Source organism: Brevibacterium sp. GP-SGM9, assembly GCF_047300845.1.
GTDB lineage: Bacteria > Actinomycetota > Actinomycetes > Actinomycetales > Brevibacteriaceae > Brevibacterium.
On sequence record NZ_CP178563.1, the window covers coordinates 3,302,087 to 3,324,067 of the forward strand.

19 protein-coding genes are annotated in these 21,981 nt (G+C 67.4%); 14 read left to right on the forward strand and 5 right to left on the reverse strand.

Annotated elements, in window-relative coordinates:
- Nucleotides 1-72 precede the first annotated feature (72 nt).
- A complete protein-coding gene (locus ACH82I_RS14805; RefSeq protein ID WP_413333666.1) occupies nucleotides 73-1,386 on the reverse strand; it encodes an NAD(P)/FAD-dependent oxidoreductase in 1,314 nt (437 codons plus the stop codon).
- A gap of 30 nt (nucleotides 1,387-1,416) precedes the next feature.
- A complete protein-coding gene (locus ACH82I_RS14810) occupies nucleotides 1,417-2,514 on the reverse strand; it encodes a YeiH family protein (RefSeq protein WP_413333668.1) in 1,098 nt (365 codons plus the stop codon).
- 86 nt (nucleotides 2,515-2,600) lie between these two features.
- On the opposite strand from ACH82I_RS14810, the gene ACH82I_RS14815 reads away from it, so the two are divergent.
- The 6 genes from ACH82I_RS14815 (at nucleotide 2,601) to ACH82I_RS14840 (ending at nucleotide 9,060) form a co-directional block, all read left to right on the forward strand.
- Nucleotides 2,601-3,518, forward strand: a complete 918-nt coding sequence (locus ACH82I_RS14815) for a LysR substrate-binding domain-containing protein (protein WP_413333670.1) — start codon at nucleotides 2,601-2,603, stop codon at nucleotides 3,516-3,518.
- A gap of 91 nt (nucleotides 3,519-3,609) precedes the next feature.
- A complete protein-coding gene (locus ACH82I_RS14820) occupies nucleotides 3,610-4,827 on the forward strand; it encodes a trans-sulfuration enzyme family protein (RefSeq protein ID WP_413333672.1) in 1,218 nt (405 codons plus the stop codon).
- Nucleotides 4,824-5,465 carry a GNAT family N-acetyltransferase gene (locus ACH82I_RS14825; protein WP_413333674.1) on the forward strand — a complete coding sequence of 214 codons (642 nt, stop codon included), beginning with the start codon at nucleotides 4,824-4,826 and terminating at the stop codon, nucleotides 5,463-5,465. Before ACH82I_RS14820 ends, ACH82I_RS14825 begins: the two co-directional genes overlap by 4 nt.
- 134 nt (nucleotides 5,466-5,599) lie before the next feature.
- Entirely contained in the window at nucleotides 5,600-6,355 is a 756-nt protein-coding gene (locus tag ACH82I_RS14830; RefSeq protein WP_413333676.1) for an enoyl-CoA hydratase-related protein, read from the forward strand.
- A 167-nt stretch (nucleotides 6,356-6,522) separates the two neighbouring features.
- Entirely contained in the window at nucleotides 6,523-8,154 is a 1,632-nt protein-coding gene (locus ACH82I_RS14835; protein ID WP_413333678.1) for a long-chain-fatty-acid--CoA ligase, read from the forward strand.
- A 183-nt stretch (nucleotides 8,155-8,337) separates the two neighbouring features.
- The gene (locus tag ACH82I_RS14840) at nucleotides 8,338-9,060 is read left to right on the forward strand and encodes a YceI family protein (protein ID WP_413333680.1); all 723 of its coding nucleotides are present in this window, start codon (nucleotides 8,338-8,340) and stop codon (nucleotides 9,058-9,060) included.
- 89 nt (nucleotides 9,061-9,149) lie between these two features.
- On the opposite strand, the gene ACH82I_RS14845 is transcribed toward ACH82I_RS14840, so the two are convergent.
- On the reverse strand, nucleotides 9,150-10,013 hold the full coding sequence (locus ACH82I_RS14845) for a hypothetical protein (RefSeq protein ID WP_413333682.1): 864 nt from the start codon (nucleotides 10,011-10,013) through the stop codon (nucleotides 9,150-9,152).
- A 116-nt stretch (nucleotides 10,014-10,129) separates the two neighbouring features.
- Here ACH82I_RS14845 and ACH82I_RS14850 point away from each other — a divergent pair, with 116 nt between their 5' ends.
- A complete protein-coding gene (locus ACH82I_RS14850; RefSeq protein WP_413333684.1) occupies nucleotides 10,130-11,074 on the forward strand; it encodes a 3-hydroxyacyl-CoA dehydrogenase NAD-binding domain-containing protein in 945 nt (314 codons plus the stop codon).
- Nucleotides 11,075-11,152: 78 nt separating this feature from the next.
- Here the strand turns inward: ACH82I_RS14850 and ACH82I_RS14855 are convergent, their stop codons facing one another.
- Together ACH82I_RS14855 and aztA are read right to left on the reverse strand one after the other, a co-directional pair.
- On the reverse strand, nucleotides 11,153-11,506 hold the full coding sequence (locus tag ACH82I_RS14855; RefSeq protein ID WP_230744633.1) for a nuclear transport factor 2 family protein: 354 nt from the start codon (nucleotides 11,504-11,506) through the stop codon (nucleotides 11,153-11,155).
- 31 nt (nucleotides 11,507-11,537) lie between these two features.
- Entirely contained in the window at nucleotides 11,538-12,215 is a 678-nt protein-coding gene (gene aztA, locus ACH82I_RS14860; RefSeq protein ID WP_413333687.1) for a zinc ABC transporter ATP-binding protein AztA, read from the reverse strand.
- Between the two features lie 30 nt (nucleotides 12,216-12,245).
- Here aztA and aztB point away from each other — a divergent pair, with 30 nt between their 5' ends.
- From aztB to betT, 7 genes are all read left to right on the forward strand, one after another.
- On the forward strand, nucleotides 12,246-13,076 hold the full coding sequence (gene aztB / locus ACH82I_RS14865) for a zinc ABC transporter permease AztB (RefSeq protein ID WP_230744635.1): 831 nt from the start codon (nucleotides 12,246-12,248) through the stop codon (nucleotides 13,074-13,076).
- 28 nt (nucleotides 13,077-13,104) lie between these two features.
- Complete coding sequence (locus ACH82I_RS14870) at nucleotides 13,105-14,367, forward strand: hypothetical protein (protein WP_413333689.1); 1,263 nt, start codon at nucleotides 13,105-13,107, stop codon at nucleotides 14,365-14,367.
- Entirely contained in the window at nucleotides 14,364-15,314 is a 951-nt protein-coding gene (aztC, locus tag ACH82I_RS14875; protein ID WP_413333691.1) for a zinc ABC transporter substrate-binding protein AztC, read from the forward strand. Before ACH82I_RS14870 ends, aztC begins: the two co-directional genes overlap by 4 nt.
- 51 nt (nucleotides 15,315-15,365) lie before the next feature.
- The gene (gene aztD / locus ACH82I_RS14880) at nucleotides 15,366-16,619 is read left to right on the forward strand and encodes a zinc metallochaperone AztD (RefSeq protein ID WP_413333693.1); all 1,254 of its coding nucleotides are present in this window, start codon (nucleotides 15,366-15,368) and stop codon (nucleotides 16,617-16,619) included.
- 132 nt (nucleotides 16,620-16,751) lie between these two features.
- Nucleotides 16,752-18,134: an NAD-dependent succinate-semialdehyde dehydrogenase gene (locus ACH82I_RS14885; protein ID WP_230744639.1), complete on the forward strand. Its 1,383-nt coding sequence runs from the start codon at nucleotides 16,752-16,754 to the stop codon at nucleotides 18,132-18,134.
- Nucleotides 18,135-18,243: 109 nt separating this feature from the next.
- Nucleotides 18,244-19,623: a short-chain fatty acid transporter gene (locus ACH82I_RS14890; protein ID WP_413333695.1), complete on the forward strand. Its 1,380-nt coding sequence runs from the start codon at nucleotides 18,244-18,246 to the stop codon at nucleotides 19,621-19,623.
- 271 nt (nucleotides 19,624-19,894) lie between these two features.
- Nucleotides 19,895-21,967, forward strand: a complete 2,073-nt coding sequence (betT, locus tag ACH82I_RS14895) for a choline BCCT transporter BetT (protein WP_413333697.1) — start codon at nucleotides 19,895-19,897, stop codon at nucleotides 21,965-21,967.
- The last annotated feature ends 14 nt before the right edge of the window (nucleotides 21,968-21,981 follow it).

Sequence of the window (21,981 nt, forward strand, 5' to 3'; positions counted from 1 at the left end):
CGCCGAAGTGGGTTGTCGGCCCCGTGTGTCGCAGCGGGGAGTCGGCCCCGCCCCGCCGAGGTGGTCGGGCGCTCAGCCCATCACGTTCCCGCTCGTTCCGGCCGGGGTCCGCAGGCGCGAGAAGGTGCCGAGGTCGAGTTCGCCTCCCGTGCGGGGCAGCGGAACACGCACTGGGGCCGCATCGTGATCATGGCCGTGCTCGACGGCCTCGATGAGCTCGGCCATGAGCTCACCGACCATCGGCGCGTTCTTGAACTGATTGCCGCTCGTGCCCACGGCCTGATAGAAGCCCGCAGCATTCGAACGGTCGTAGATCGGCGTCCAGTCCGCAGCGACATCGTAGACTCCGACGACCCCGCGGGGCCGGTTCGGGATGGCGATGTCGCCGAAGCGCTTCGCGGCTCGCATCGCCTGAGTCTCGAATCTCTCGGCCCCCACGGAGTCGCCTGCCGCATCGGGATCCTCGATCCATTCCAGCTCATCGCATTCCGGCTCGGTGCCGCCGATGAGCAGCTGCCCGCCCACCTCGGCGCGCAGATAGGTGCCGATGCCCGCGTCGAGCAGGGCCGGAATCGGACTGCCGTCGCCGCGGCTGACCGTCGACTCCGCCGGCAGGGTGTGGACCTCCTGGCGCAGAGGCCGCAGCGAGACCCCGTGGTCGGCCCCGACCCCGGCGAGTTCGTTCAGCCGCGAGGACCAGGGGCCGGCAGCATTGACGACCACCTCGGATTCGAGGACGCGGCCGTCGGCGAGCTCGAGAGTCCACAATGCGCCCGAGCCGGCCCCTGCGCTCTGGCTCAGGCCCACCACCTCGGCGCCGTAGAGGAATTCGGCCCCGTGGCGCTTCGCTGCGCGCACGAAGTTCTCGGTGGCCAGCACCGGATCGGGAATGTACCCGCCGTCGGGAGTGAACAGCGCGCTCGCGGTCTCGGCGGTCTCGGCCAGGAACGCCGGATCATCGGGGCGCACGGGCGGATAGTGATTCGCGGAATCGACCCCCGGCAGTTCCCGTTCGAGATCGGCTGCGGTCCATTCCATGAAGGGGATGCCGAGCTCGGCGAAATCGGTGCGCAGAGACTCGGGCAGCAGGCCCGGGATGTCGATGGCGGCCATTCCGGTGCGGACGAACTCGGCGACGGGCTCGGTCTCGGGGGCGCCGAGGTGCTCGCGCAGGTTCTCCCACAGGTGCTTCGACTCCCAGGCGAGGGCGATCGAATCGCGCAGGGAATAGGTGAAGCGGATGATGGCGCTGGTCGCGGCCGTCGACCCCTGCGCAGGCCCGGACTTCTTGTCCACGACGACGACCGTGTGCCCGCGTGTGGCCAACGAGTAGGCGATCGAGGCGCCCATCACGCCGCTGCCGATGACGATTGCTGACTGACCCATGGCCTCATCTTCCCATGCGCCGGACGACCTTCAGGTCAGCAGCAGCGCCCCGCCCAGACCGAGGGCGGCGACGATGAGCGTGACGACGGCAGCCAGGCCGAGGGGACCGGCGCCGAGGCTCTTGAGCGCTCGCCACTGCACGCCGCGGCCGAGGGCGAACATCGCCATCGCCAGGCATGCGGTCTGCACCCAGCCGAGTCCCTTGACGGCGGGCTCGGGCAGCAGGCCGAAGGTCCGCAGTGCGGCCATGACGAGGAAGCCGAGGACGAAGAGGGGAACGAGCGGCGGACGCTTCCCCGGCGCCGAGGCGGGAGCTGGGTTCCCGGGTCCCACCTCGCCGCGGGCCGTCGAATCGGTTCCGGCCCCCGCCTCGGCGCCGGGCTTCGCATCTGGCCGGACCCCCGCCTCGGCGCGGGTCTTCGCTTCGGTCCGGCGCATCGCCATGCTCAGCACCGCGACGGTCGGGGCGAGCATGATCACCCGGGAGAGCTTGACGAGCACGGCGACCTGCAGCGCGGCAGGGCCGATGATCCCGCCGATCGCGACGACCTGCGCGACCTCGTGGGTCGCAGCACCTCCCCACATACCGGCGGTCTCCGGGGCCAGACCGAAGGCGGTGCTCAGCGTCGGCACGATCGCGATCATCAGCGTGCCGAAGAGGACGACGAGACCGATGGCCGCCGCCACGTCCTCCTTCTTCGCCCGCAGGGTCGACTCGACCCCGGCGACGGCGGCCGCCCCGCAGATGCCGAACCCGCAGCCGATGAGCAGCGCGAGATCCCGGTCGACTCCGAAGGGACGCGCGAGCCAGAACGCCGCGACGATACCCACGGCGACGACGAGAGCGGCGAGAACGAGGACGAGCCACCCGAGGTCGAGGATGTCGCCGAGGACGACCTGCGCTCCGAGCGCGATGATGCCCAGGCGCAGCAGGGGCTTCGCGGCGAAGTCGAGGCCCGGGCGCACGGTCTCCGGCAGTTGGGGCAGGACATTGCCGACGAGGATGCCCAGGACGATCGCGATGAGCAGAGGGGAGAGGACCGGGGAGGTCAGAGACAGAGGCCAGGCGATCGCGGCGGCCAGGGCGGCGACGCCGAGGCCGGGGAGCAGGCGGAGAACGCGATTCATATGGCCAGTGTGCCAAGGCCCGAGGCGGCCCGGTAGACGGCAATTTTCGGGCGATCCATATGGATCTGATATGGCAGGATGGGGTGATGCAGGATCTCAGGAATATGCAGAGCTGGCCGGAGCTTTCGGCGCTGGCGCTCCTCGTCTCGCTCAATGCGGGTGCCCGCTCGATCGGGCAGGCCGCCGCCCAGCTCGGGCTCGCTCAGCCGAACGCCTCCCGCAGCCTGCGCGGTCTCGAGCGCGATCTCAAGGTGCCGCTGCTGCGTCGCTCGCCGCGGGGAACGGAACTGACCGTCGAAGGCCGGGCCGTCGCTGAATGGGCCGCGAACGTCATCGACGCCTATGCCGACCTCAACGCCGGTACGCGGGCGATCCAGGAGGCGCGGGCCGGAACCGTGCGCGTGAGCGCCTCCCTGACCGTCGCCGAGTACCTGCTGCCGCGGGCCCTGACGTCCTTCCGGTCCACCCACCCTGACATCGACGTCGGCCTCGCGGTGGAGAACTCGGCGGCCGTCATCGCGGCCGTGCGTGAGCAGCGCTGCGAGCTCGGTCTCATCGAGTCGATCTCCCTGCCGGAGCAGATGCCCGCCGAGGTGGTCGGGCGGGACCGTCTGACGATCGCCGCAGCCCCGAGCTTCTCCGGAGCCTGGACCTCGCCGATCACCGCCGAGGCGCTGGCGCAGGTTCCTCTGCTGGTCAGAGAGGTGGGTTCGGGGACCCGGGAGGTCATCGATGTGGCGCTGGGAGAATTCGGCGGTGCCCGTGTGGAAGGGGAGTACGGTTCGAATTCGGCGCTGAAGATCGCGGCCGCCGCCGAGGTGGCCCCGATCGTGCTCTCGGAACTGGCTCTGCGCGACGAGTTCCGTGCCAGACGGCTGATTCCCCTGCCGGTGGCGCCCGAGGTCGACCTCGAGCGGGAGCTGCACGCGGTGTGGTCGCCGGGGCGCAGGCTCTCACCGGGTGCGAGGTCCCTGCTCGACCACCTCGTCGGAGCCTGGACGTAGCGACCGGGCCCGGTGACGAAGCCTGGCCCGGGCCGGCGTTCGATCCTGAGACCGGGGTGCGAGGTGCGGGCCCGCGTCATATATTGAGGCCATGACTTCGCGCGAAACCTCCTCCTCGGCCGATCGAACCTATGCCCCCGAGACGGTGCTCGTCGATGCGGCCCGCCCGGAACGGACCGAGGGTGCCTCGGTGAATCCGCCCATCGAGCTGTCCTCGACCTTCGTCGGCACCGGTGACGTCGGGGCCGCCTCCTTCGCTTACGGGCGCTTCGACACTCCCGCCTGGTCGCCCTTCGAGGAGGCTCTGGCCGAGCTCGAGCACGCGCGGCTGCCCGGTCTGGTCTACGGTTCGGGTCTGGCCGCGATCGCTTCGACGCTCAGCCTGATCCCGCGCGGCGGCACCCTGATCATGCCCCGCCACAGCTACCAGGGCTCGATGGAGTCCGCCGCCGAGATCGCCGAGCGGGCCGGCTTCGAGCTCGTCACCGTCGATATCGCCGACACCGAGGCGGTCATCACCGCCCTCGATGCCGTCCGTGACTCGGGTGTCGGGTCCTCGCCCGCAGCCGCAACCTCGCCCGCAGCCGCCTCGGCGATGCTGTGGATCGAATCGCCGACGAACCCGATGCTCGAGGTCGCGGACATGCCGGCCCTCATCTCCGCGGCCCGGGAGCGCGGCATTCTCGTCGCCGTGGACAACACCTTCGCCACTCCGCTGCTGCAGACCCCGCTCGATCTCGGCGCCGACGTCGTCGTCCACTCGGTCACGAAGTATCTCGCCGGGCACTCCGATGTGGTCCTCGGTGCGGTCCTCACCAGCGACGGTGATCTGCGAGGGAAGCTGCACCACGACCGTTCCCTGCGCGGGGCCATCGCCGGACCCTTCGAAGTTTGGCTTGCCCTGCGCGGACTGCGGACGCTTTCGGTCCGGCTCGAGAGGGCCCAGGCCAATGCCGCCCAGATCGCCGAGCGCCTCAACGCGCATGCGGAAGTCGTCGAGACCCGCTACCCGGGGTTGCCGAGCGATCCTGGACATGCCCGGGCGGGGGCGCAGATGAATGGCTTCGGCGCGATCGTCGTGTTCACCCTCGATTCGGCGGCAAAGGCCACGGCCGTCGCCGAGGCGGTCCGTCTGTGGACTCCCGCCACCTCCCTGGGAGGGGTGGAGTCGCTCATCGAACGTCGCCGTCGGCACGCCTCGGAACCGGAAACGGTGCCGGAAGGCCTGCTGCGGCTGAGTGTCGGCATCGAACACATCGAGGATCTGTGGGCCGACCTCGACGCGGCGATCAGCACCGCCTGCCGGTGAGTCAGGAACGTCCGACGAGCTTGGGTGACGGGTCGCGGGCGGGAAACCGCGTGCCCGGTCTTGTGCTCGACCAGCCGCGGATCGGCGACCTCGACGATGTGTTCGAGATCTTCAGCGATCCGCGGGTCTGGACGCATTTCCCGAGCGGTCGGATGACCTCTCGGGAGGAAGCCGAGTCTTTCCTGCTCCAGCGCATCGCCGACTGGGAGGTCGACGGACTCGGCACCTGGATCGTGCGCGAGGAGAAAGGCGGGCCGATGCTCGGCAGCTGCGGCTGCTCGGTGCGGCGACAGGTTGGGGCCGATGACTCCGTGCAGACTGCCGCTGATGGGCCCGTGCTCGTCGAAGCCTTCTGGAACCTCGGCTACCGCTTCCGTCCCGAGGTGCAGGGTCGCGGCTATGCGAGCCGGGTCGCTTCGCTCGCCATTGCCGAGGCGCAGGCACGCAAGCCCGAACTGCCGGTTGTCGCCTATCTGCTCGAGCACAATATCGCGTCGAAGGCGGTGGCAGAGAAGATCGGACTGGTGCTGCAGCACCGTGCCCCCGACGCCGGCAATCCCGACCCGCAGGCCATCCGCCTGGTCTATGCCGACCGCGAGCTCGACGACGCGCGGCAGCTCGATGCCACGTTGCGCTGAGTCACCGGGTGATGCGCTGAGTCGGGCGGGGAATGCTCCGGGTCGGGCGCTGCCGCGTGTGACGCAGATCAACTTATCGTGCGTTAAGGTGGGGAGGAAAGTTCCGCTCACCCGCGTCAAGCAGAGGAGTCTCAGTGACCTCAAGCATCCTCACCGAGTCACACGACGGGATCATCACCGTCACGATCAACCGCCCCGAGAGCCTCAATGCGCTGACCGCCGAATCGATCACCGGGCTCGGCGATGCCCTCGCGGCGGCCGGATCGGCCAGGGCGCTGATCCTCACCGGCAATGACCGGTCATTCAGCTCGGGTGCCGATCTGCAGGGAAGCGTGCAGGACGGAGGCCTCGGCCTCGACGAAGCCAACCGGGTCATCCGCTCTCTCATCGATCTGCCGATTCCGACCATCGCCGCCGTCTCCGGTCCCGCGGCCGGCATCGGCTGCTCCCTGGCTCTGGCTTGCGACTACACCGTGATGAGCGAGGAGTCCTACCTCATGCTCGCATTCACCAAGATCGGACTCATGCCCGACGGCGGAGCCACGGCTCTCGTTGCCGCCTCGGCGGGTCGTCACCGGGCGCTGAAGATGGCGCTGACCGCGCAGAAGGTGTGGGCGCGGGAAGCCCTCGACTGGGGGCTGGCCAGCGAGGTCGCCCCGGTCGGCACGCAGCTGACCCGAGCCCGGGAACTCGCCGGAGCGTGGGCGCAGGGTGCGACCCTTGCGTTCGCCGCCTCGAAGGAGGCCATCAACCAGGCCACCCTGACCGAACTCGACGGAGCCTTCGACCGGGAGCTCGACGGACAGACCCGCCTGCGCGCCTCGGCGGACTTCGCCGAAGGGGTCGCCGCCTTCATCGAGAAGCGCGGCCCGAAATTCACCGGTCGCTGAGCCGCGAAGTTTCTAATTGGTAACGGTGCCGCACGGAATGTGATCGTCGTCACCGATGCCGATAGTCTGGCACCACCAGCAATTCAGCCCCACAGCAATTCGACCCCACGGACAACTGCCCCCACGAACCGCCGGCGAACACCGGCACCATGACCCAAAGGAGTCTCATGCTCACAGGCATCCCGTCCACCCTCGGTGACAGCTACCAGCTCAACACCACATCGATGATCCGTCACGCGGCCACGGTCTTCGGCGAATCGGAGGTCGTCTACCGTCGCTCCGACGGATCGTGGGGTCGATCGAACTACGCGGATGAGTTCAAGCGCATGGCTCAGCTCGCCCACGGCCTCGACGAGCTCGGAGTCGGCGCCGGCTCCATGGTCGGAGTCATCGACTGGAACTCCCGCCGCCATCTCGAGCTCTACTTCTCCGTCCCCGGCGTGGCCGCGACGATGCTCCAGCTCAACCTCCGTCTGGCACCCGAAGACCTCGCCTACGTGGTCAGCCACTCGAAGTCGGACTGGATCTTCGTCGACGAATCGCTGCTCCACGTCGCCGAGGCGCTCGCCCCGAAGCTCGACGTCAAGGGCTGGGTCGTCATGACCGACAAGCGCCCGGCAGAGATCGAGACCTCGCTGGTGAACGTGGTCTTCTACGAGGACCTCATCGCCGACAAGCCCGAGACCTACGACTGGCCGGTCGTCGATGAGAAGACCGCGGCCTACGCCGGTTACACCACAGGCACCACCGGCCGTCCCAAGGGCGTCTACTACTCGCACCGGTCGATCTATCTGCACACGATGGGCGGACTGGCCGCGCTCAATGCCACCTTCGACGACTGCGTCATGCCGATCACCCCGATGTTCCACGTCCTGTCCTGGGGCTTCCCGCAGAACGCTGTGGCCGCCGGTGCGAAGCTCGTGCTGCCCGGCAAGTTCGCCGCCGAGGAGTTCGGCGCCATCGGTCAGGCCTTCATCGAGGAGGGAGTCACCCTGGCCAACGGTGCGCCGGCGATCTTCACTCCGATGCTGCAGATGATGAAGAACATGCCGACCCCGCCCGACCTCAGCGGTGTGCGGCTGGTCTCCGGATCCTCCGAGCCGCCGCTGTCGATGATGCGCGGGTTCAAGGAGATCACCGGCGCCGAGGTGATCCACGGCTACGGTGCCACCGAGACCACCCCGCTGGCCACGACCAATTGGGCGCTCAAGCCCGGAATGGACCTGTCCGAGGACGAGAGGTGGGACCTCAAGCGCTATCAGGGGCTGCCGATCATCGGCGTCGAGGTCAAGGTCGTCGACCCTACGGGCGAGGAGATGCCGCGCGACGGGAAGTCCGTGGGTGAGATCGTCATGCGCGGTCCCTGGATCACCGAGTCCTACTACCAACAGCCCGACAATGCCGACCGTTTCCTCGACGGCTGGTGGCGCTCGGGCGACGTCGGTGTCATCGACAAGCACGGCTACCTCAAGATCACCGACCGACTCAAGGACGTCATCAAGTCCGGCGGTGAGTGGATCTCGTCGATCGACATGGAGAACGCGATGCTCGACAATCCCGACGTCAAGGAGGCCGCGGTCATCGGCGTCCCCGACGAGAAGTGGGATGAGCGTCCCGTCGCCTATGTCGTGGCCAACGACGGCGCCGAGGTGACCCGGCAGACGATCATCGACACGCTCGGTGAGCGTTTCGCCAAGTGGCAGATGCCCGACGAGGTCAATGTCGTCGCCGAGCTGCCGCGCACCTCGGTGGGCAAGCTCGACAAGAAGCTGCTGCGCAAGGAGTGGGAAGCGAAGTGAGCTGAGCGCGGTCTGATCTCCTCTCGGCGGTCGGACCGTGCCGTTCAGCGGCTCCCCGGACCGCGGTCAGTGATTCCACGGACCGGGCCGCTCAGCGGTCGGTCCCCGTCTTTCAGCGGTTTGCCGGGGAATCCGCAGTACCGAACCATTCTCTTTGGTAATTGAAACTTCTACGATGGTGAGATGACGAACTCGCCGAAAGCTCGCCGCCCATTCCTCGCCCGCCCTCTGACCTGGATACTCGCCGTCGTCATCGTCGTCGTGCTGGTGGTCGGCGTTCTCGTGGGCACGAGGATGTACGCCGCCTCGGAGAACTCTGCTGCCCCCGAAGCGTTCTCCGATCAGATCGACAGCGCTGGTGCCGACGGATCTGACGGTGCCGGGGGAGCGGTCGCCGGCGAATGGACGATCGGCGAGGGTTCGGAAGCCGGCTACCGCGTCGACGAGGTCCTCAACGGTGACGACGTCACCGTCGTCGGGCGGACCGAGGGCGTCACGGGATCGGTGACCATCGACGGCACGGAGCTGAGCGCCGGTGCCGTCACGGTCGATCTGAGCACCGTGGCCACCGACAACGATCGGAGGGACGGCTACTTCTCGTCGCAGGCCATCGACACGAGTGAACACCCCGACGCGACCTTCACGCTCAAGGAGCCGGTCGATCTCTCCGCGCTCGCCGACTCCGGTACCGCCGAGGTGCAGCTGCCAGGAACCCTCGAGATCAACGGAAGCAGCAACGATGTCACCGCGAATGTGAAAGCGACGCGGACGGACGACCGGCTGGGAGTCACCGGATCGATCGATGTCACCTGGTCCGACTACGGCGTCGAGGCGCCCGACCTCGGTTTCGTCTCGGTCGAGGACGCCGGGCAGGTCGAATTCTCACTGGTACTCACCGCCGACTGAGCGCTGAAATATGGCACTGACCGCCAGCTGACGCCGACCGACGCCGACCGCCGCCTGACGGGCCCCGCAGGCCGGCTCCCTTCGCCGCCTCAGGGATGGTGGAGCAGGTAGGTCCCGCCCTTGAGGCAGGTGTCGACGACCCAGCCGTCGGCAACCAGCCCGCCCAATGCCGCGCGCAGGGCCAGACGCCACCGGGTGGCCAGACCGGCATCATGGCCGCGCAGCGTCTCAATGTCGGAGGGGAAGTCGAGGGAGACGAGCGTGGCTTCCTTCGGCACCTCGCTGACCAGGGGCTCCCCATCCTCATCGGCGCGCAGGCAGGCGAAGGCCGCACCCGGGTCGACGCTGGGCACCCGGGCCGGGCGGTCGAGCGGCCAGGACACCATCATCCGATCGCTGGCCTGACCGGAGTTGACGCCGTCGCGCATCTGTCCGTAGAAGTCCTCGAGGTATTCGACCATCCCGACACCGAGGCGCTGGAAGTTGAAATAGGCATTGCGCGCGACCAGCGGATCGAAAGTCCAGGTCATCTCCGTGATCCCGAGGTTGAGGCACCACAGCCTCTGATGCAGCTTCATCGCCGACCCGGCTCCGCGCCCGATGGCCTCGTGCCTGACCCCGGCGATGTGCGAATGCATGACCGTGCCCAGAGGCTGACCGAAGAAGCCGATCGTCACGCCGATCATCTCATCGGGTTCGCCGACCCGGTAGGCCGCCGAGACATAGTTGCCCGCATGGGTGAAGGCCACGATCAGCCCGGGTTCGAACACGGTCGAGCCGGTCTCATCCACACTCCACACCTCATCGAGGAGCAGCGAGGCCTCGGCAGCCTCGGCGGCGGTGCGGATCTCCCGGACCTCGATCCCTGCGGTCTCGGCCGCGGCCGCGTACTCGTCCTCGGCCAGGGCGATGATCTCCGAGTCGACTGTTCTCAAACCTTCTCGCGCGCTCATGTAGGACATTGTGCCACCGAAGCGCGGAACCGATGGTTGAGACCCGGCATCATTTTCCGCTGTGCCTGACCGAGCTGACCTGCACGGGGAGGCCGCGACAGGACTAACCTGGACGCATGAGCTCATCAGTCGCAGTCATCGGCGCCGGGACCATCGGCCGCTCCTTCGCCTTCCTCTTCGCCCGCTCCGGGCATTCGGTGCGCGTCTTCGATCCCCGGGATGACCTCGCCGAGGTGGTCACCGCCCTCCAAGCCGAGGTCAGCGCCGATGCCGCCGCCCAGGACATGGTCGCCGCGGAGATCGGATCGATCGAGATCGCCGAGACCGTTGAAGCGGCCGTCGCCGAGGCAGTCTTTGTGCAGGAATCCGGTCCCGAGGATCCCGAATCCAAACCCGCGCTGTTCGCCCGGATCGCCGCGGCCGCACCCGCCGAAGCGGTGCTCGCCACCTCCTCGTCGACGATTCCCGCCTCCCTCATCGCAGAACGGCTGCCCGCCGCGGCGGCCGCCCGGGTCCTCGTCGGTCATCCCTTCAACCCGCCGCACCTCATGCCGCTCGTCGAGGTCGTCCCTTCACCGACGACGAGCAGCGAGGCCGTGGATAGGGCGCTCGAGTTCTACCGCTCCTGCGGCCGTGAACCCGTGGTGCTGCGCCGGGAGGTGCGCGGCTTCGTCGGCAATCGGCTGCAGAACGCACTGATGAAGGAAGCGATCTCCTTGGTCCAGAACGGAGTCGTCACCGCCGCGGATCTCGATGCGGTGATGAAGAATTCGCTGGGCCTGCGGTGGTCAGCCATCGGCCAGTTCGAAGGGATGCACCTCGGCGGGGGAGAGGCGGGGATCCGCGGATTCATGGACCATATCGGCCCCTCGTTCGCGGCGATCGAGGATCTGCCGGTCGACGTCGACCCATCAGCCATGGGCGAGGTCTTCGCCCAGGTTGAGCAGGCCTACGGTCCGCATCCGACCCCCGCGGCGGCCGCGGAGCGCGACCGGGTCCAGCGTGCCGTGCTCGAGGCGCGCAGACAGTCCGACGCACGCAGTCAGGGAAGTGCCGGCTAGTCAGGCGCGCGCCGGCTAGGGAGGCCAGGAACCACCGGTTAGGGAGGCCGGGGGCCACCGGCTAAGGAGGCCGTGCGCCTACACGGCCGCCTGGTAGAAGTACGTGGTGCGCTCGGCGATGAGCCCCTCGGTGTCGAAGAGGAAGAAGTCCGCGAAGCCCACCGAGGTCTCCGTTCCGTCCTTGAGTCGACCGGTGAACACGCCGCGGCTCGATGCTCGGTCGCCCTCGACGAGGACTTCGTTCAGCGCATGCGCACCGGTCTCGATGACGCGCTCGCCGTGGTAGAAGTCGGTGATCTGGAGGCCGACCATCGTCGGGTATCCCGGACGGTCGTAGCTGGCGTCGGCGGCGAACAGCGCCGAGGTGGCATCCGCATCCCCGGCATCGACGGTGGTGTAGTAGCGCTTCACGAGTTCAGTCACTGTGGCCATGGTCACACGGTAGCAGTGGTTCCTGCCCTCGTCATCGCGCGAGCACCTCGGTGATGGTGCCCTGGTGCAGGCGGATCACCTGATCCGCAACCGCGGCCTGGGCTTCGTCATGGGTGGCCAGCACGATCGTCGTCCCCGCCGAACGCGCACCGTCGATCGCCCGGCCGATGAGGCGCACGGCCTCGGCATCGACCCCGGCCAGGGGTTCGTCGAGGAGAAGCAGCGGTGCCCGCTGCGCCAGACCCTGGGCGACCAGGGTGCGCTGGCGCTGTCCGCCCGAGAGGTCGCCGAGGCGGCGCTCGGTGAGATCGGCGATGTGCAGCTGGGTGAGGCAGCCATCAACGATCTGTCGATCCGCAGCATCGAGTCGGCCGAAGAGGCCCGTCTTCGCCCAGCGCCCCATGGTGACGGTCTCTCCGACGGTGATCGGCAGCTGATCGGGAGCGCTGCTGTGCTGCGGGACGAACGCGACGTCCTCTGGCGCCCCGGTGATCGTGCCTGCGCTGAGGGTGTGCAGGCCGGCCAGGGCCATGAGCACCGTGGACTTGCCGGATCCGTTGTGACCGACGAGCGCGGTGACTTCTCCTGCCGGGATGATCAGGTCGATGCCCTTGACGGCGAGGTGTCTGCCGTAATGGCAGTCGAGGCCGGTGACCGTGATCGATTCCGGCGGGCTGGGCGAAGGTGGGGGTGAGTGTCGATTGTCCATAAAGTAATGATAATGACTATCATCAACTAAATGGAATTCCTCATCGCCCCTTTCGAGGTCTCATTCGTCCTCCGTGCTCTCATTGCCGGAATGCTCGCGGCCGTCCTCTGCGGCTGCATCGGCACCTGGGTGGTGCTGCGCGGTCTCGCCTTCTTCGGGGATGCGATGTCCCATGGCATGCTGCCCGGGGTTGCGGTCGCCGCCCTGCTCGGCGGTCATCTGATGGTCGGCGCCGCACTCAGCGCCCTGCTCATGGCTGCCGGGATCACCTGGGTCGCCCGCGAGTCGAAGCTGTCCCAGGACGTGAGCATTGGTCTGCTCTTCGTCGGCATGCTCGCCTCGGGCGTCGTCATCGTCTCTCACTCGCAGTCCTTCGCCGTCGACCTCACCGGCTTCCTGTTCGGGGATATCCTCGGCGTCCGCTGGGTCGACCTGGTGATCCTCGCGGCGGCGACCGGCCTCGGCGTGCTCGCCTGCGTCCTGCTGCGTCGGCCCTTCCTGGCGCTCGCCTTCGATGAGCGCAAGGCCGCCACTCTGGGGATGCGGCCCGGCTGGGCGCATATCGCGATGCTCGTCCTCACGGCGCTGGCTGTGGTCGCCTCGTTCCAGGTCGTCGGCACCCTGCTCGTGTTCGGGTTGCTCATCGGCCCGCCTGCCACGGCCTTCCTGCTGTTCGCCCGCGTCGGGACGATGATGATCGCCGCCGCCGTCCTCGGCGGGTTCGCGACTTATGCGGGCCTGCTGGTCAGCTGGTATGCGGAGACTTCGGCCGGGGCGACGATCGCGCTCATTGCGGTCGCCGTCTTCTTTCTCGCCCTGGTCGCCAAGCGACTCGGCAATGCGCTAGTATCGTCACGGTAATGAGAATGAATATCACTAGAAAGTCTTCATGAAGAACTCCACAAACCACAACGCCGTGAGAACCAGAGCTGTCGCCGCCGTCGCAGCGCTCGGTGCCGCCGCCCTGCTTGCCGGCTGCCAGTCCGCGAGCTCAGAGTCTGCAAGCCCAGAGGCCGCAGAGGCCACGTCCTCGGCCCCGCACGGCTATGTCGAAGGAGCCGAGGAGGCCAGCGAACCGCAGCTGCGCCTGTCCGTCTCCGACTCGGAGACCGGCGCGGTGACGATCCTCGACCTGCTCAGCGAGGAGACCGTGCTCGAAGTCCCGGCCTCCGCTGAGACCACTCTGGCCGGAGCCGATGCCCGCTACCTCTACCTCGGCGACGCCGAAGCCGGCACCGTGACCCCCGTGGACACGGGAGTCTGGACCGTCGACCACGGCGACCACAAGCACTTCTATCGGGCAGAACCCACGACACTCGAGACCATCAGCGGCACCGACCCTGGCCACATCGTCTCCGCAGGCACCGAGCTCGCCGTCTTCTTCGACGGGGACGGCCGGGCGAAGCTCATCGACCGCAGCGGACTCGGCGATGGCACGGTCAATCAGCTCGGCACCATCCGGCCCGGGGCCCACCATGGTGTGGCCGTGCCGTTCGAGGACCACCTGATCTCGACGCTGCCCGGCGAATCGGCCGAGGACCTGCCCTCGACCCTCGCCGCCTTTGACGAGCACGGCACGTCCGCCCCCATCGACGAGACCTGCGAGGAGATCCACGGCACCGGGGTGACCCGCGAAGGCCCGGCCTTCGCCTGCGCCGAGGGACTGATCACGGTCGATGAGGACTTCGACGCCGAACTCGTGGACTACCCGAAAGAGGCCGCGGACTCCCGTGCCTGGTCCCTCGAGGTCGGCCGAGATCTCCTCGCCGCTCCCTTCGACGAGCAGGGCATCGGTCTCTTCGATGCGAAGTCCGGAAAGTGGGACCACATCGACACCGACGCCGAGGTGATCGCCGCCGCGGTCGCCGGAGACGAATCCTCAGTGGTCGCCCTCGACGCCGAGGGCACCGCCTATGCGATCGACCCGGACACCGGTGAGGTCGAGACGAAGGACAACCTCGTCGAGGTTCCGAACACCGAGAACCAAGGCCACGGAACCGGTCCCGACGTCGTCGTCGACCGGGAGCGCACCTACGTCAGCGACCCGAGCACCGGCACGGTCCTCGAACTCGATCAGGCCGATGGGCTGCGACAGGCGCGCAGTTTCGACGTCGGCGGAACCCCGGCCGCGCTCGCGGTCACCGGCCGATGACCGTCGGCACCGGGCGACACCGGCGGAAGCGGTCCGCGCCCATCATCGCCGCCGTGCTCACCCTCGGAACGGCCGCGACGGTCACCGCCTGCTCCCCGGGGGAGGAGACTGCGCGCATCGTCGTGACGACCAACATCCTCGGCGATGTGGTACGCAATGTCGTCGGCGAATCCGCCGAGGTGAGGGTGCTGATGAAGCCCAACGCCGACCCGCACTCCTTCGGGATCTCCGCGCAGGAAGCTGGGGCGATGGAGTCCGCGGATCTCATCGTCGCCAACGGACTCGGGCTCGAGGAGGGGCTGCGCGCGAACCTCGACAACGCCCGCAGCGAAGGGGTCGCCGTCCTCGAGGTCGGTGAGCACATCGACCCGCTCGAGTACACGGGCGGGGAGAGCTCGGGTCAGGCCGATCCGCACTTCTGGACGGATCCGGCGCGGATGGTCGCGGCCGTCGACGTCATCGAGGACACCCTCGCCGATCAGGTCGAGACCGGGGTCGCCGAGGCGGTCGCAGGCTCGGCCGAGACCTACCGTGACCGGCTCGAGGACCTCGATTCCGAGATCGCGGACATCGCGGAGGCGATCCCGGCCGAGAGGCGGAAGCTCGTGACCAACCATCACGTGTTCGGCTACTTCGCCGAGCGCTTCGACTTCGAGGTCATCGGGGCGGTGCTCCCGAGCGGGACCACGCTCGCCTCGCCCTCGGCCGCCGACCTCGAGGAGCTCGCCCGCACGGTCGAGGAGGCCGGTGTGCCGACGATCTTCGCCGATTCCTCCCAACCGCAGAAACTCGCCGAGGCGCTCTCCGGTGAGGTCGACACCGAGGTCGAGGTGGTGCCCCTGTTCTCGGAATCGCTGACCGAGGCCGAGGGAGATGCCGCCACCTACATCGACATGCAGAGATCCAACGCCGAGGCCATCGCCGCGGGACTGAACCCGGCGAACTGACGCCACGACAACCACCACACGAGAACCACCACAGAGAAGAAGAGAGAAGAGATGAGAACACAGCGCACAATCATCGGCTCAGCATCCGCGGCCCTCGCCGCGGCGCTGGTGCTGGCCGGCTGCTCGACGAGCAGTGACGAGGCCGACCTTGAGAATGCCGGACACGGGGAGTCCGGGGAGACTGCGGCCGAGGATGCCGAGGAGCTCGACGCACCAGCCCCGCGCCTGGTCACGACCTATGACGGAGGGATCATGACGCTCGATGCGCAGACCCTCGAGGTCATCGACGACACGAAGCTCGAGGGCTTCAACCGGGTCAATCCCGTCGGCGACTCCCGCCATGTCATGGTCTCCGTGGCCGAAGGTTTCCGACTCTTCGATGCCGGGACCTGGAGCGAGCAGCACGGCGATCACGCGCACAGCTACGCCTCCGCTCCCGCCCTGACCGACACGGTCTTCGAGACCGACACCCCGGGCCACGTCGTGCGCCACGGCGGATCGACGGTGCTCTTCGGCGACGGCGACGGGAAGATCCAGACCTTCGACACCGAATCCTTCGCCGGGGGCGCACCGGACCCGCAGGTCAGCCAGGCCGAGGAACCGCACCACGGAGTCGCGGTGAAACTCGAGGACGGGTCGATCCTCCACACCATCGGCACCGAGGAGGAGCGCTCCGGGGCGAAGGTCGTCGACGCCGAGGGCAAGGAGATCGCTCGCAGCGAGGACTGCCCCGGCGTCCACGGTGAGGCCGCCGCCGAGGGCGAGGCCATCGCGCTCGGCTGCGAGGACGGGATCCTCCTCTACACAGACGGGAAGTTCAGCAAGGTCGACGCCGAGGACGACTACGGTCGCATCGGCAACCAGGCCGGCAGCGATGAGTCCCCGGTCGTCCTCGGCGACTACAAGGTCGACGAGGACGCCGAACTCGAACGACCGAGCCGCATCAGCCTCACCGATACCGCGGCGGGCACGATGCAGCTCGTCGACCTCGGTTCCTCCTACAGCTTCCGCTCACTGGGCCGCGGACCCGATGGTGAGGCCCTCGTCCTCGGCACCGACGGCACACTCAAGGTCATCGACCCGGATTCCGGCGACATCGACGAGGAGTACCCGGTCATTGACGAATGGGAGGAGCCCGTCGATTGGCAGCAGGCCCGCCCGACCCTGTTCGTTCAGGGTGAGAAGGCCTACGTCAGCGACCCGGATAAGTCCGAGCTCCACATCGTCGATCTCGGCACCGGGAGGGTGGAGAAGACCGCGGAACTCCCGCACCCCACCGATGAGGTCACCGGCGTCACCGGCTGAGCCCCACCTCGGCGACCTGGGGAAGTGCTCAATATCGGCGTCGACGGATTGCCGCCGAGGTGGATGGGTCATAGCGTAAGAGTGAACCGGGTGTTCGGCCCGGGCTCGACAACCCCGACAGAGAGGTTCGACATGTCAACCATGTATCGCGTGACCAACCCGGCGACCGGAGAGGTGGCCGAGGAGTTTCCGACCGCCACGGATTCGGAGATCCTCGCCGCCCTCGACCGCTCGGCCACGACCTTCACGGATTGGAGTCGGACGACGGTGGCCGAGCGTGCCGCCATCCTCACGAAGGTCTCCGAGATCTACGCCGAACGCGCCGAGGAGCTCGCCTCGGTGATTCAGCTCGAGATGGGCAAGTCCGTTCCCGAGGGCAAGGGCGAGGTCGGCCTGAGCTCGGCGATCTACAAGTACTTCGCCGACAACGCCGAGGCGTTCATGGCCGATGAGCCCCTGCGCGGACCCGAGAACGCGACCGCGATGATCCGTCGCAAGCCGGTCGGTTCGCTGCTGGGCATCATGCCCTGGAACTTCCCGTATTACCAGGTGGCCAGGTTCGCCGCGCCCAACCTCGCACTCGGCAACACGATCCTGCTCAAGCATGCTCCGCAGTGCCCGCGCTCGGCCCAGATCATGGAGGAGATCTTCATCGAGGCCGGGCTGCCCGAGGGTGCGTACATCAACATCTACGCGAGCAACGAGCAGGTCGCCGACCTCATCCTGCCCGACCCCCGCAACCACGGTGTGTCCCTGACCGGGTCCGAGCGGGCCGGTGCGGCCGTGGCCGCGGAGGCGGGCAAGAACCTCAAGAAGGTCGTCCTCGAGCTCGGCGGATCCGATCCCTACATCCTGCTGGACTCGGCGGACGTCAAGGAGTCCGCGAAGACCTTCTTCAATACCCGCATGGGCAACACCGGCCAGGCCTGCAACTCGCCGAAGCGGATGATCGTCATGGACGACCTCTACGAGGACTTCGTCTCCTCCATCACCGAGGCGGCCAAGACGATCACCCCGGAGACTCCGGGTCAGGAGGGCTCCCGCCTGTCCCCGCTGTCCTCAGTGGCGGCGGCCGACCGGTTCGTCGAGCAGGTCCAGGACACCGTCAGCGGCGGTGCCACCCTGCTCGCCGGCGGTAAGAAGTACGACGGCGGCGGCGCCTTTGTCGAACCCGTGGTGCTCACGGATGTGAAGAAGGGCATGCGCGGCTACTACGAGGAGCTGTTCGGCCCTGCCGTCATCGTCTACCGGGTCGGCAGCGAGGAGGAGGCCGTGGAACTGGCCAACGACACTCCGTTCGGTCTCGGTGCCGCAGTGTTCTCCGATGACATCGAGCGCGCCGAGCGCGTGGGCTCCCAGATCGACTCGGGCATGGTCTTCCTCAATTCCCCCGAGGGCTCACGCGAGTTCCTGCCCTTCGGCGGAGTCAAGCGCTCCGGCGTCGGCCGGGAGCTCGGACCGCTGGCCATGGACGAGTTCGTCAACAAGCAGCTCGTTTACAGGTCAGAAGCCTGATCGTCATCGCCCTCTGACCGGGCAGTTCGCCGGCGTCGACCGCACCATGCGGTCGGCGCCGGCGATTGTATGCTGGGAACACACAGGTTTTTCTCAGCAGGAGGTCCTCATGTCGGCACCGAAGCCGTCGACCCACGTCAACGCTGCAGCCTCGAAGGGGTTCATGCGTCCCATCAACCGCTTCCTCGAGCAGTGGATACCGTCGGCGCTGACGTTCGCCATCGTGCTCACCCTCATCGTCGCCGTCCTCGCCTTCATCCTCACCGGGGCCGGCCCCGCCGAGATGGTCACCGGCTGGGGCGAGGGACTGGCGGGACTCCTCGAGTTCATGACGCAGATGTGCCTCATCCTCCTCCTCGGCCACATCCTCGCCAACACCGGTCCGGTGCAGAAGCTGCTCTCCCGACTGGCTCGGGTGCCCGGCAGCCCGGCCTTCGCCTATGTCTTCGTCTTCCTCGTCGCCGCGATCGCCAGCCTCATCACCTGGGGTCTGGGTCTGGTCGTCGGGGCGCTGCTGGCTCGAGAGATCGCCGTTCAGGCCCGCAGCCGCGGACTCAAGGTCCATTTCCCGCTGCTCGTCGCCTCCGGCTACTCGGGCTTCGTCGTCTGGCATATGGGCTATTCGGGATCGGGGCCGCTCACCGCGGCCACCCCTGATTCCTTCCTCGCCGAATCCCTCGGCGGTCAGGTCGTGCCCGTGAGCGATACGATCTTCTCCGCCTGGAACATGCTCGCCGTCCTCGGCGTCATCATCGTCTGCGGACTGCTCATCTTCCTCATCGCCCCGAAGCAGGACGCCCCGGTCTACGAGCTGCCCCAATCGGTCGACTCCGAATCCCGGAGCACCGTCGACGAGGAGGTCGTCACCCCTGCCGACCGCATCGACGCCTCCCGGATCCTCACTCTCATCGTCGGGCTCGCTCTCGTCGTCTACCTCGTCATCCACTTCGCGCAGGGCGGAGGGCTGACCCTCGACATCGTCAACTGGTCGTTCCTCGCCCTGATCTTCCTTCTCGTCCGCAACCCTTTCGAACTCATTCACCTGACGAAGGGGGCCGCCTCGAACGTCGGCGAGATCCTCCTCCAGTTCCCGCTCTACGCCGGGATCCTCGGGATCATGTCCGCGACGGGTCTCATCCAGGTCTTCTCCGATGCCCTCGTGTCGATCGCGAATCCGACCACCTTCGGGGTGCTCGCGCTCATCTCGGCCGGTCTCGTCAACTTCTTCGTCCCCTCCGGCGGCGGACAGTTCGCGGTGCAGGGGCCGATCATGCTCGATGCCGCGAATCAGCTGGGTGTCGATCCGTCCGTTGCGATCATGGCCGTGTCCTACGGCGACCAGTGGACGAATATGCTCCAGCCCTTCTGGGCGCTGCCGGTGCTCGCGATCGCGGGACTGAAGATGCGCGATATCCTGGGCTACACCTCGGTGACCTTCCTCGGCTCCGGTGTCGTGATGGCGCTCGCCCTGTTCTTCGTGTCCCTGTAGAGCCTCAGGTCCCGGTGTCAGGTCCTGTTGTCAGGTCTCGTTGTCGGGTTCGCTGTCGGGCCCCGTCACGGTGACGATTCGACCCCTAGGAGGTTACCCCTGACTACGGTATGGTAGCCTCCATGGTTGGCCCCATCCCCGCCAGCGGGGACAGCGGGAATGCGAATGTCGACGTGCCGCAGCGGCACGGTTCACCAAGTTCGGTCGCGTGCAGCCACACGACCGGGCGCAGATGCCAGGACGCCACCTCGTCCCACGAAGGAGCGATCAGATGCCAGCCACAGCGGACAGACCCGCAGAGACACCGAAGAAGAAGGACAAGTCCGCGCTGCCTCCGGTGAACAAGCCGGTCTTCATCGCCGCGGCCCTGGGCACATTGGCGATCACCGTCTGGGCACTCATCGCCCCGACCAACGCCGAGGCGGCTCTCGGTGCCGTCGTCGGCTGGACCTCCGATTGGTTCGGTTGGTTCTACGTCCTCCTCGTCGCCGTCGTTCTCGTCTTCGTCATCTATCTCGCCGCTTCGAAGTACGGGACGACCAAGCTCGGTCCCGAGCATTCGAAGCCCGAATTCGGACTGATGGCCTGGGCGTCGATGCTCTTCGCCGCGGGCATCAGCACGGACCTCATGTTCTTCGCCGTCTCGGAGCCGGTGACGCAGTATCTCGCTCCGCCGAGCACCGAACCGGAGACCGTCGATGCCGCTCGCGAGGCCACCGTGTGGACGCTGTTCCATTACGGGCTCAGCGGCTGGGGCCTCTACGCGCTCATGGGCATGGCACTGGCCTACTTCGCCTACCGGATGAATATGCCGCTGGCGATCCGTTCGGCGCTCGCCCCGATCTTCGGCCAGCGGGTCAAGGGCGGCTTGGGCGACACCGTCGACTTCGCCGCCCTGCTCGGCACGGTCTTCGGCGTCGCGACCTCCCTGGGCATCGGTGTGGTCATGGTCAACACCGGTCTCCACACGGTCCTCGGTCTGCCTCTGTCCACCGGTGCACAGGTCGGCATCGTCGTCGTCGGCGTGGCCGTGGCCACGCTGTCCGCGGTCTCGGGCGTGGACAAGGGCATCAAGTTCCTGTCCCTGCTCAACGTGTTCCTCGCCGTCGCCCTGAGCCTGTGGGTGCTCGTGGCCGGCAATACTCAATTCCTCCTCAACGCCTTCGTGCTCAACATCGTCGATGTGGTCCGCCTGTTCCCGGACATGGTCGGACAGACCTTCGCCTTCGAGGACACCGGCACATGGATGACGGACTGGACGCTGTTCTTCTGGGCCTGGTGGATCGCCTTCGCCTCCTTCGTCGGGCTGTTCCTCGCCCGCATCTCCCGGGGCCGGACCATCCGCCAGTTCGTCCTCGGCACGCTGACCATCCCGTTCATCTACATCATCATGTGGATCTCGATCTACGGGAATTCGGCGCTCGACCTCATCCGCAGCGGTGACAAGGAATTCGGCGAACGCACCATGCTCAACCCGGAGGGCGGCTTCTACGAGTTGCTGTCGAACTATCCGGGCTTCATCGTCATCGCCGCTCTTGCCACCGTGACCGCGCTGCTCTTCTACGTCACGACCGCGGACTCCGCGGCCCTCGTCATGGCCAACCTGTCCTCCCATCTGCCGACCCCGCAGGATGACGGCCGACCGGGACTGCGGATCTTCTGGGCCGTGGCCACGGGCGCCCTGACCATTGCGATGCTCATCGTCGGCGGCGTCGGAGCGCTGCAGAATGCCACCGTCATCATGGGTCTGCCCTTCGCGTTCGTCGTCATCCTCGTCATGATCGGGCTCTACAAGGCCCTGCGGGTCGAGGCCCATCGGGCCAACAGTGTCGACCAGAGTCTGCCGGCCTCGCTGGCCCGCAGATCTGGACGCGACCACGAGAAGTGGCAGCAACAGCTGGCACGGGTCCTCGCCTTCCCGAGCGGGAACAGGGCACGAGACTTCGAGTCGACCGTGCTGATCCCGACCCTGACCGAGATCGCCGATGAGATGAAGGGCCGGGGTGTCGATGCCCGTTGCGGGCGGATCAACGTCGAAGGCCATTTCGTCGACGAAGGCGAGGACTGGGACCTTATCCAGCTCGAGGTCGACGGCGAAGGTCAGTTCCCCTTCCGCTACCAGATCTGGCCGCACAAGGTCAGCGTGCCGTCGTTCGGCGGACGGGTGCCGCGGGGAACCGAGGACTACTACCGGATGGAGGTCTACCTCGACGGCGGTGCCGGTCAGGGCTACGACATCATGGGCTACTCGAAGGGTCAGCTCATCGACGACGTGCTCGACAAATACGAACGGCATGTCGAGTTCCTCCAGATGCAGGAGAACATCTCAAACGGCGACGACTGAGTCGCACCGAACCC

What these genes read in the sequence shown, in the direction of transcription:
- aztB (WP_230744635.1), top strand. Translation starts at nt 12,246, where the DNA reads ATGGAATTCCTCATCGCCCCTTTCGAGGTCTCATTCGTCCTCCGTGCT.
- ACH82I_RS14815 (WP_413333670.1), top strand. Translation starts at nt 2,601, where the DNA reads ATGCAGGATCTCAGGAATATGCAGAGCTGGCCGGAGCTTTCGGCGCTG.
- aztC (WP_413333691.1), top strand. Translation starts at nt 14,364, where the DNA reads ATGACCGTCGGCACCGGGCGACACCGGCGGAAGCGGTCCGCGCCCATC.
- ACH82I_RS14810 (WP_413333668.1), bottom strand. Translation starts at nt 2,514, where the DNA reads ATGAATCGCGTTCTCCGCCTGCTCCCCGGCCTCGGCGTCGCCGCCCTG.
- ACH82I_RS14835 (WP_413333678.1), top strand. Translation starts at nt 6,523, where the DNA reads ATGCTCACAGGCATCCCGTCCACCCTCGGTGACAGCTACCAGCTCAAC.
- betT (WP_413333697.1), top strand. Translation starts at nt 19,895, where the DNA reads ATGCCAGCCACAGCGGACAGACCCGCAGAGACACCGAAGAAGAAGGAC.
- ACH82I_RS14845 (WP_413333682.1), bottom strand. Translation starts at nt 10,013, where the DNA reads ATGAGCGCGCGAGAAGGTTTGAGAACAGTCGACTCGGAGATCATCGCC.
- ACH82I_RS14805 (WP_413333666.1), bottom strand. Translation starts at nt 1,386, where the DNA reads ATGGGTCAGTCAGCAATCGTCATCGGCAGCGGCGTGATGGGCGCCTCG.
- ACH82I_RS14855 (WP_230744633.1), bottom strand. Translation starts at nt 11,506, where the DNA reads ATGGCCACAGTGACTGAACTCGTGAAGCGCTACTACACCACCGTCGAT.
- ACH82I_RS14840 (WP_413333680.1), top strand. Translation starts at nt 8,338, where the DNA reads ATGACGAACTCGCCGAAAGCTCGCCGCCCATTCCTCGCCCGCCCTCTG.
- ACH82I_RS14850 (WP_413333684.1), top strand. Translation starts at nt 10,130, where the DNA reads ATGAGCTCATCAGTCGCAGTCATCGGCGCCGGGACCATCGGCCGCTCC.
- ACH82I_RS14890 (WP_413333695.1), top strand. Translation starts at nt 18,244, where the DNA reads ATGTCGGCACCGAAGCCGTCGACCCACGTCAACGCTGCAGCCTCGAAG.
- aztA (WP_413333687.1), bottom strand. Translation starts at nt 12,215, where the DNA reads ATGGACAATCGACACTCACCCCCACCTTCGCCCAGCCCGCCGGAATCG.
- aztD (WP_413333693.1), top strand. Translation starts at nt 15,366, where the DNA reads ATGAGAACACAGCGCACAATCATCGGCTCAGCATCCGCGGCCCTCGCC.
- ACH82I_RS14820 (WP_413333672.1), top strand. Translation starts at nt 3,610, where the DNA reads ATGACTTCGCGCGAAACCTCCTCCTCGGCCGATCGAACCTATGCCCCC.
- ACH82I_RS14885 (WP_230744639.1), top strand. Translation starts at nt 16,752, where the DNA reads ATGTCAACCATGTATCGCGTGACCAACCCGGCGACCGGAGAGGTGGCC.
- ACH82I_RS14870 (WP_413333689.1), top strand. Translation starts at nt 13,105, where the DNA reads ATGAAGAACTCCACAAACCACAACGCCGTGAGAACCAGAGCTGTCGCC.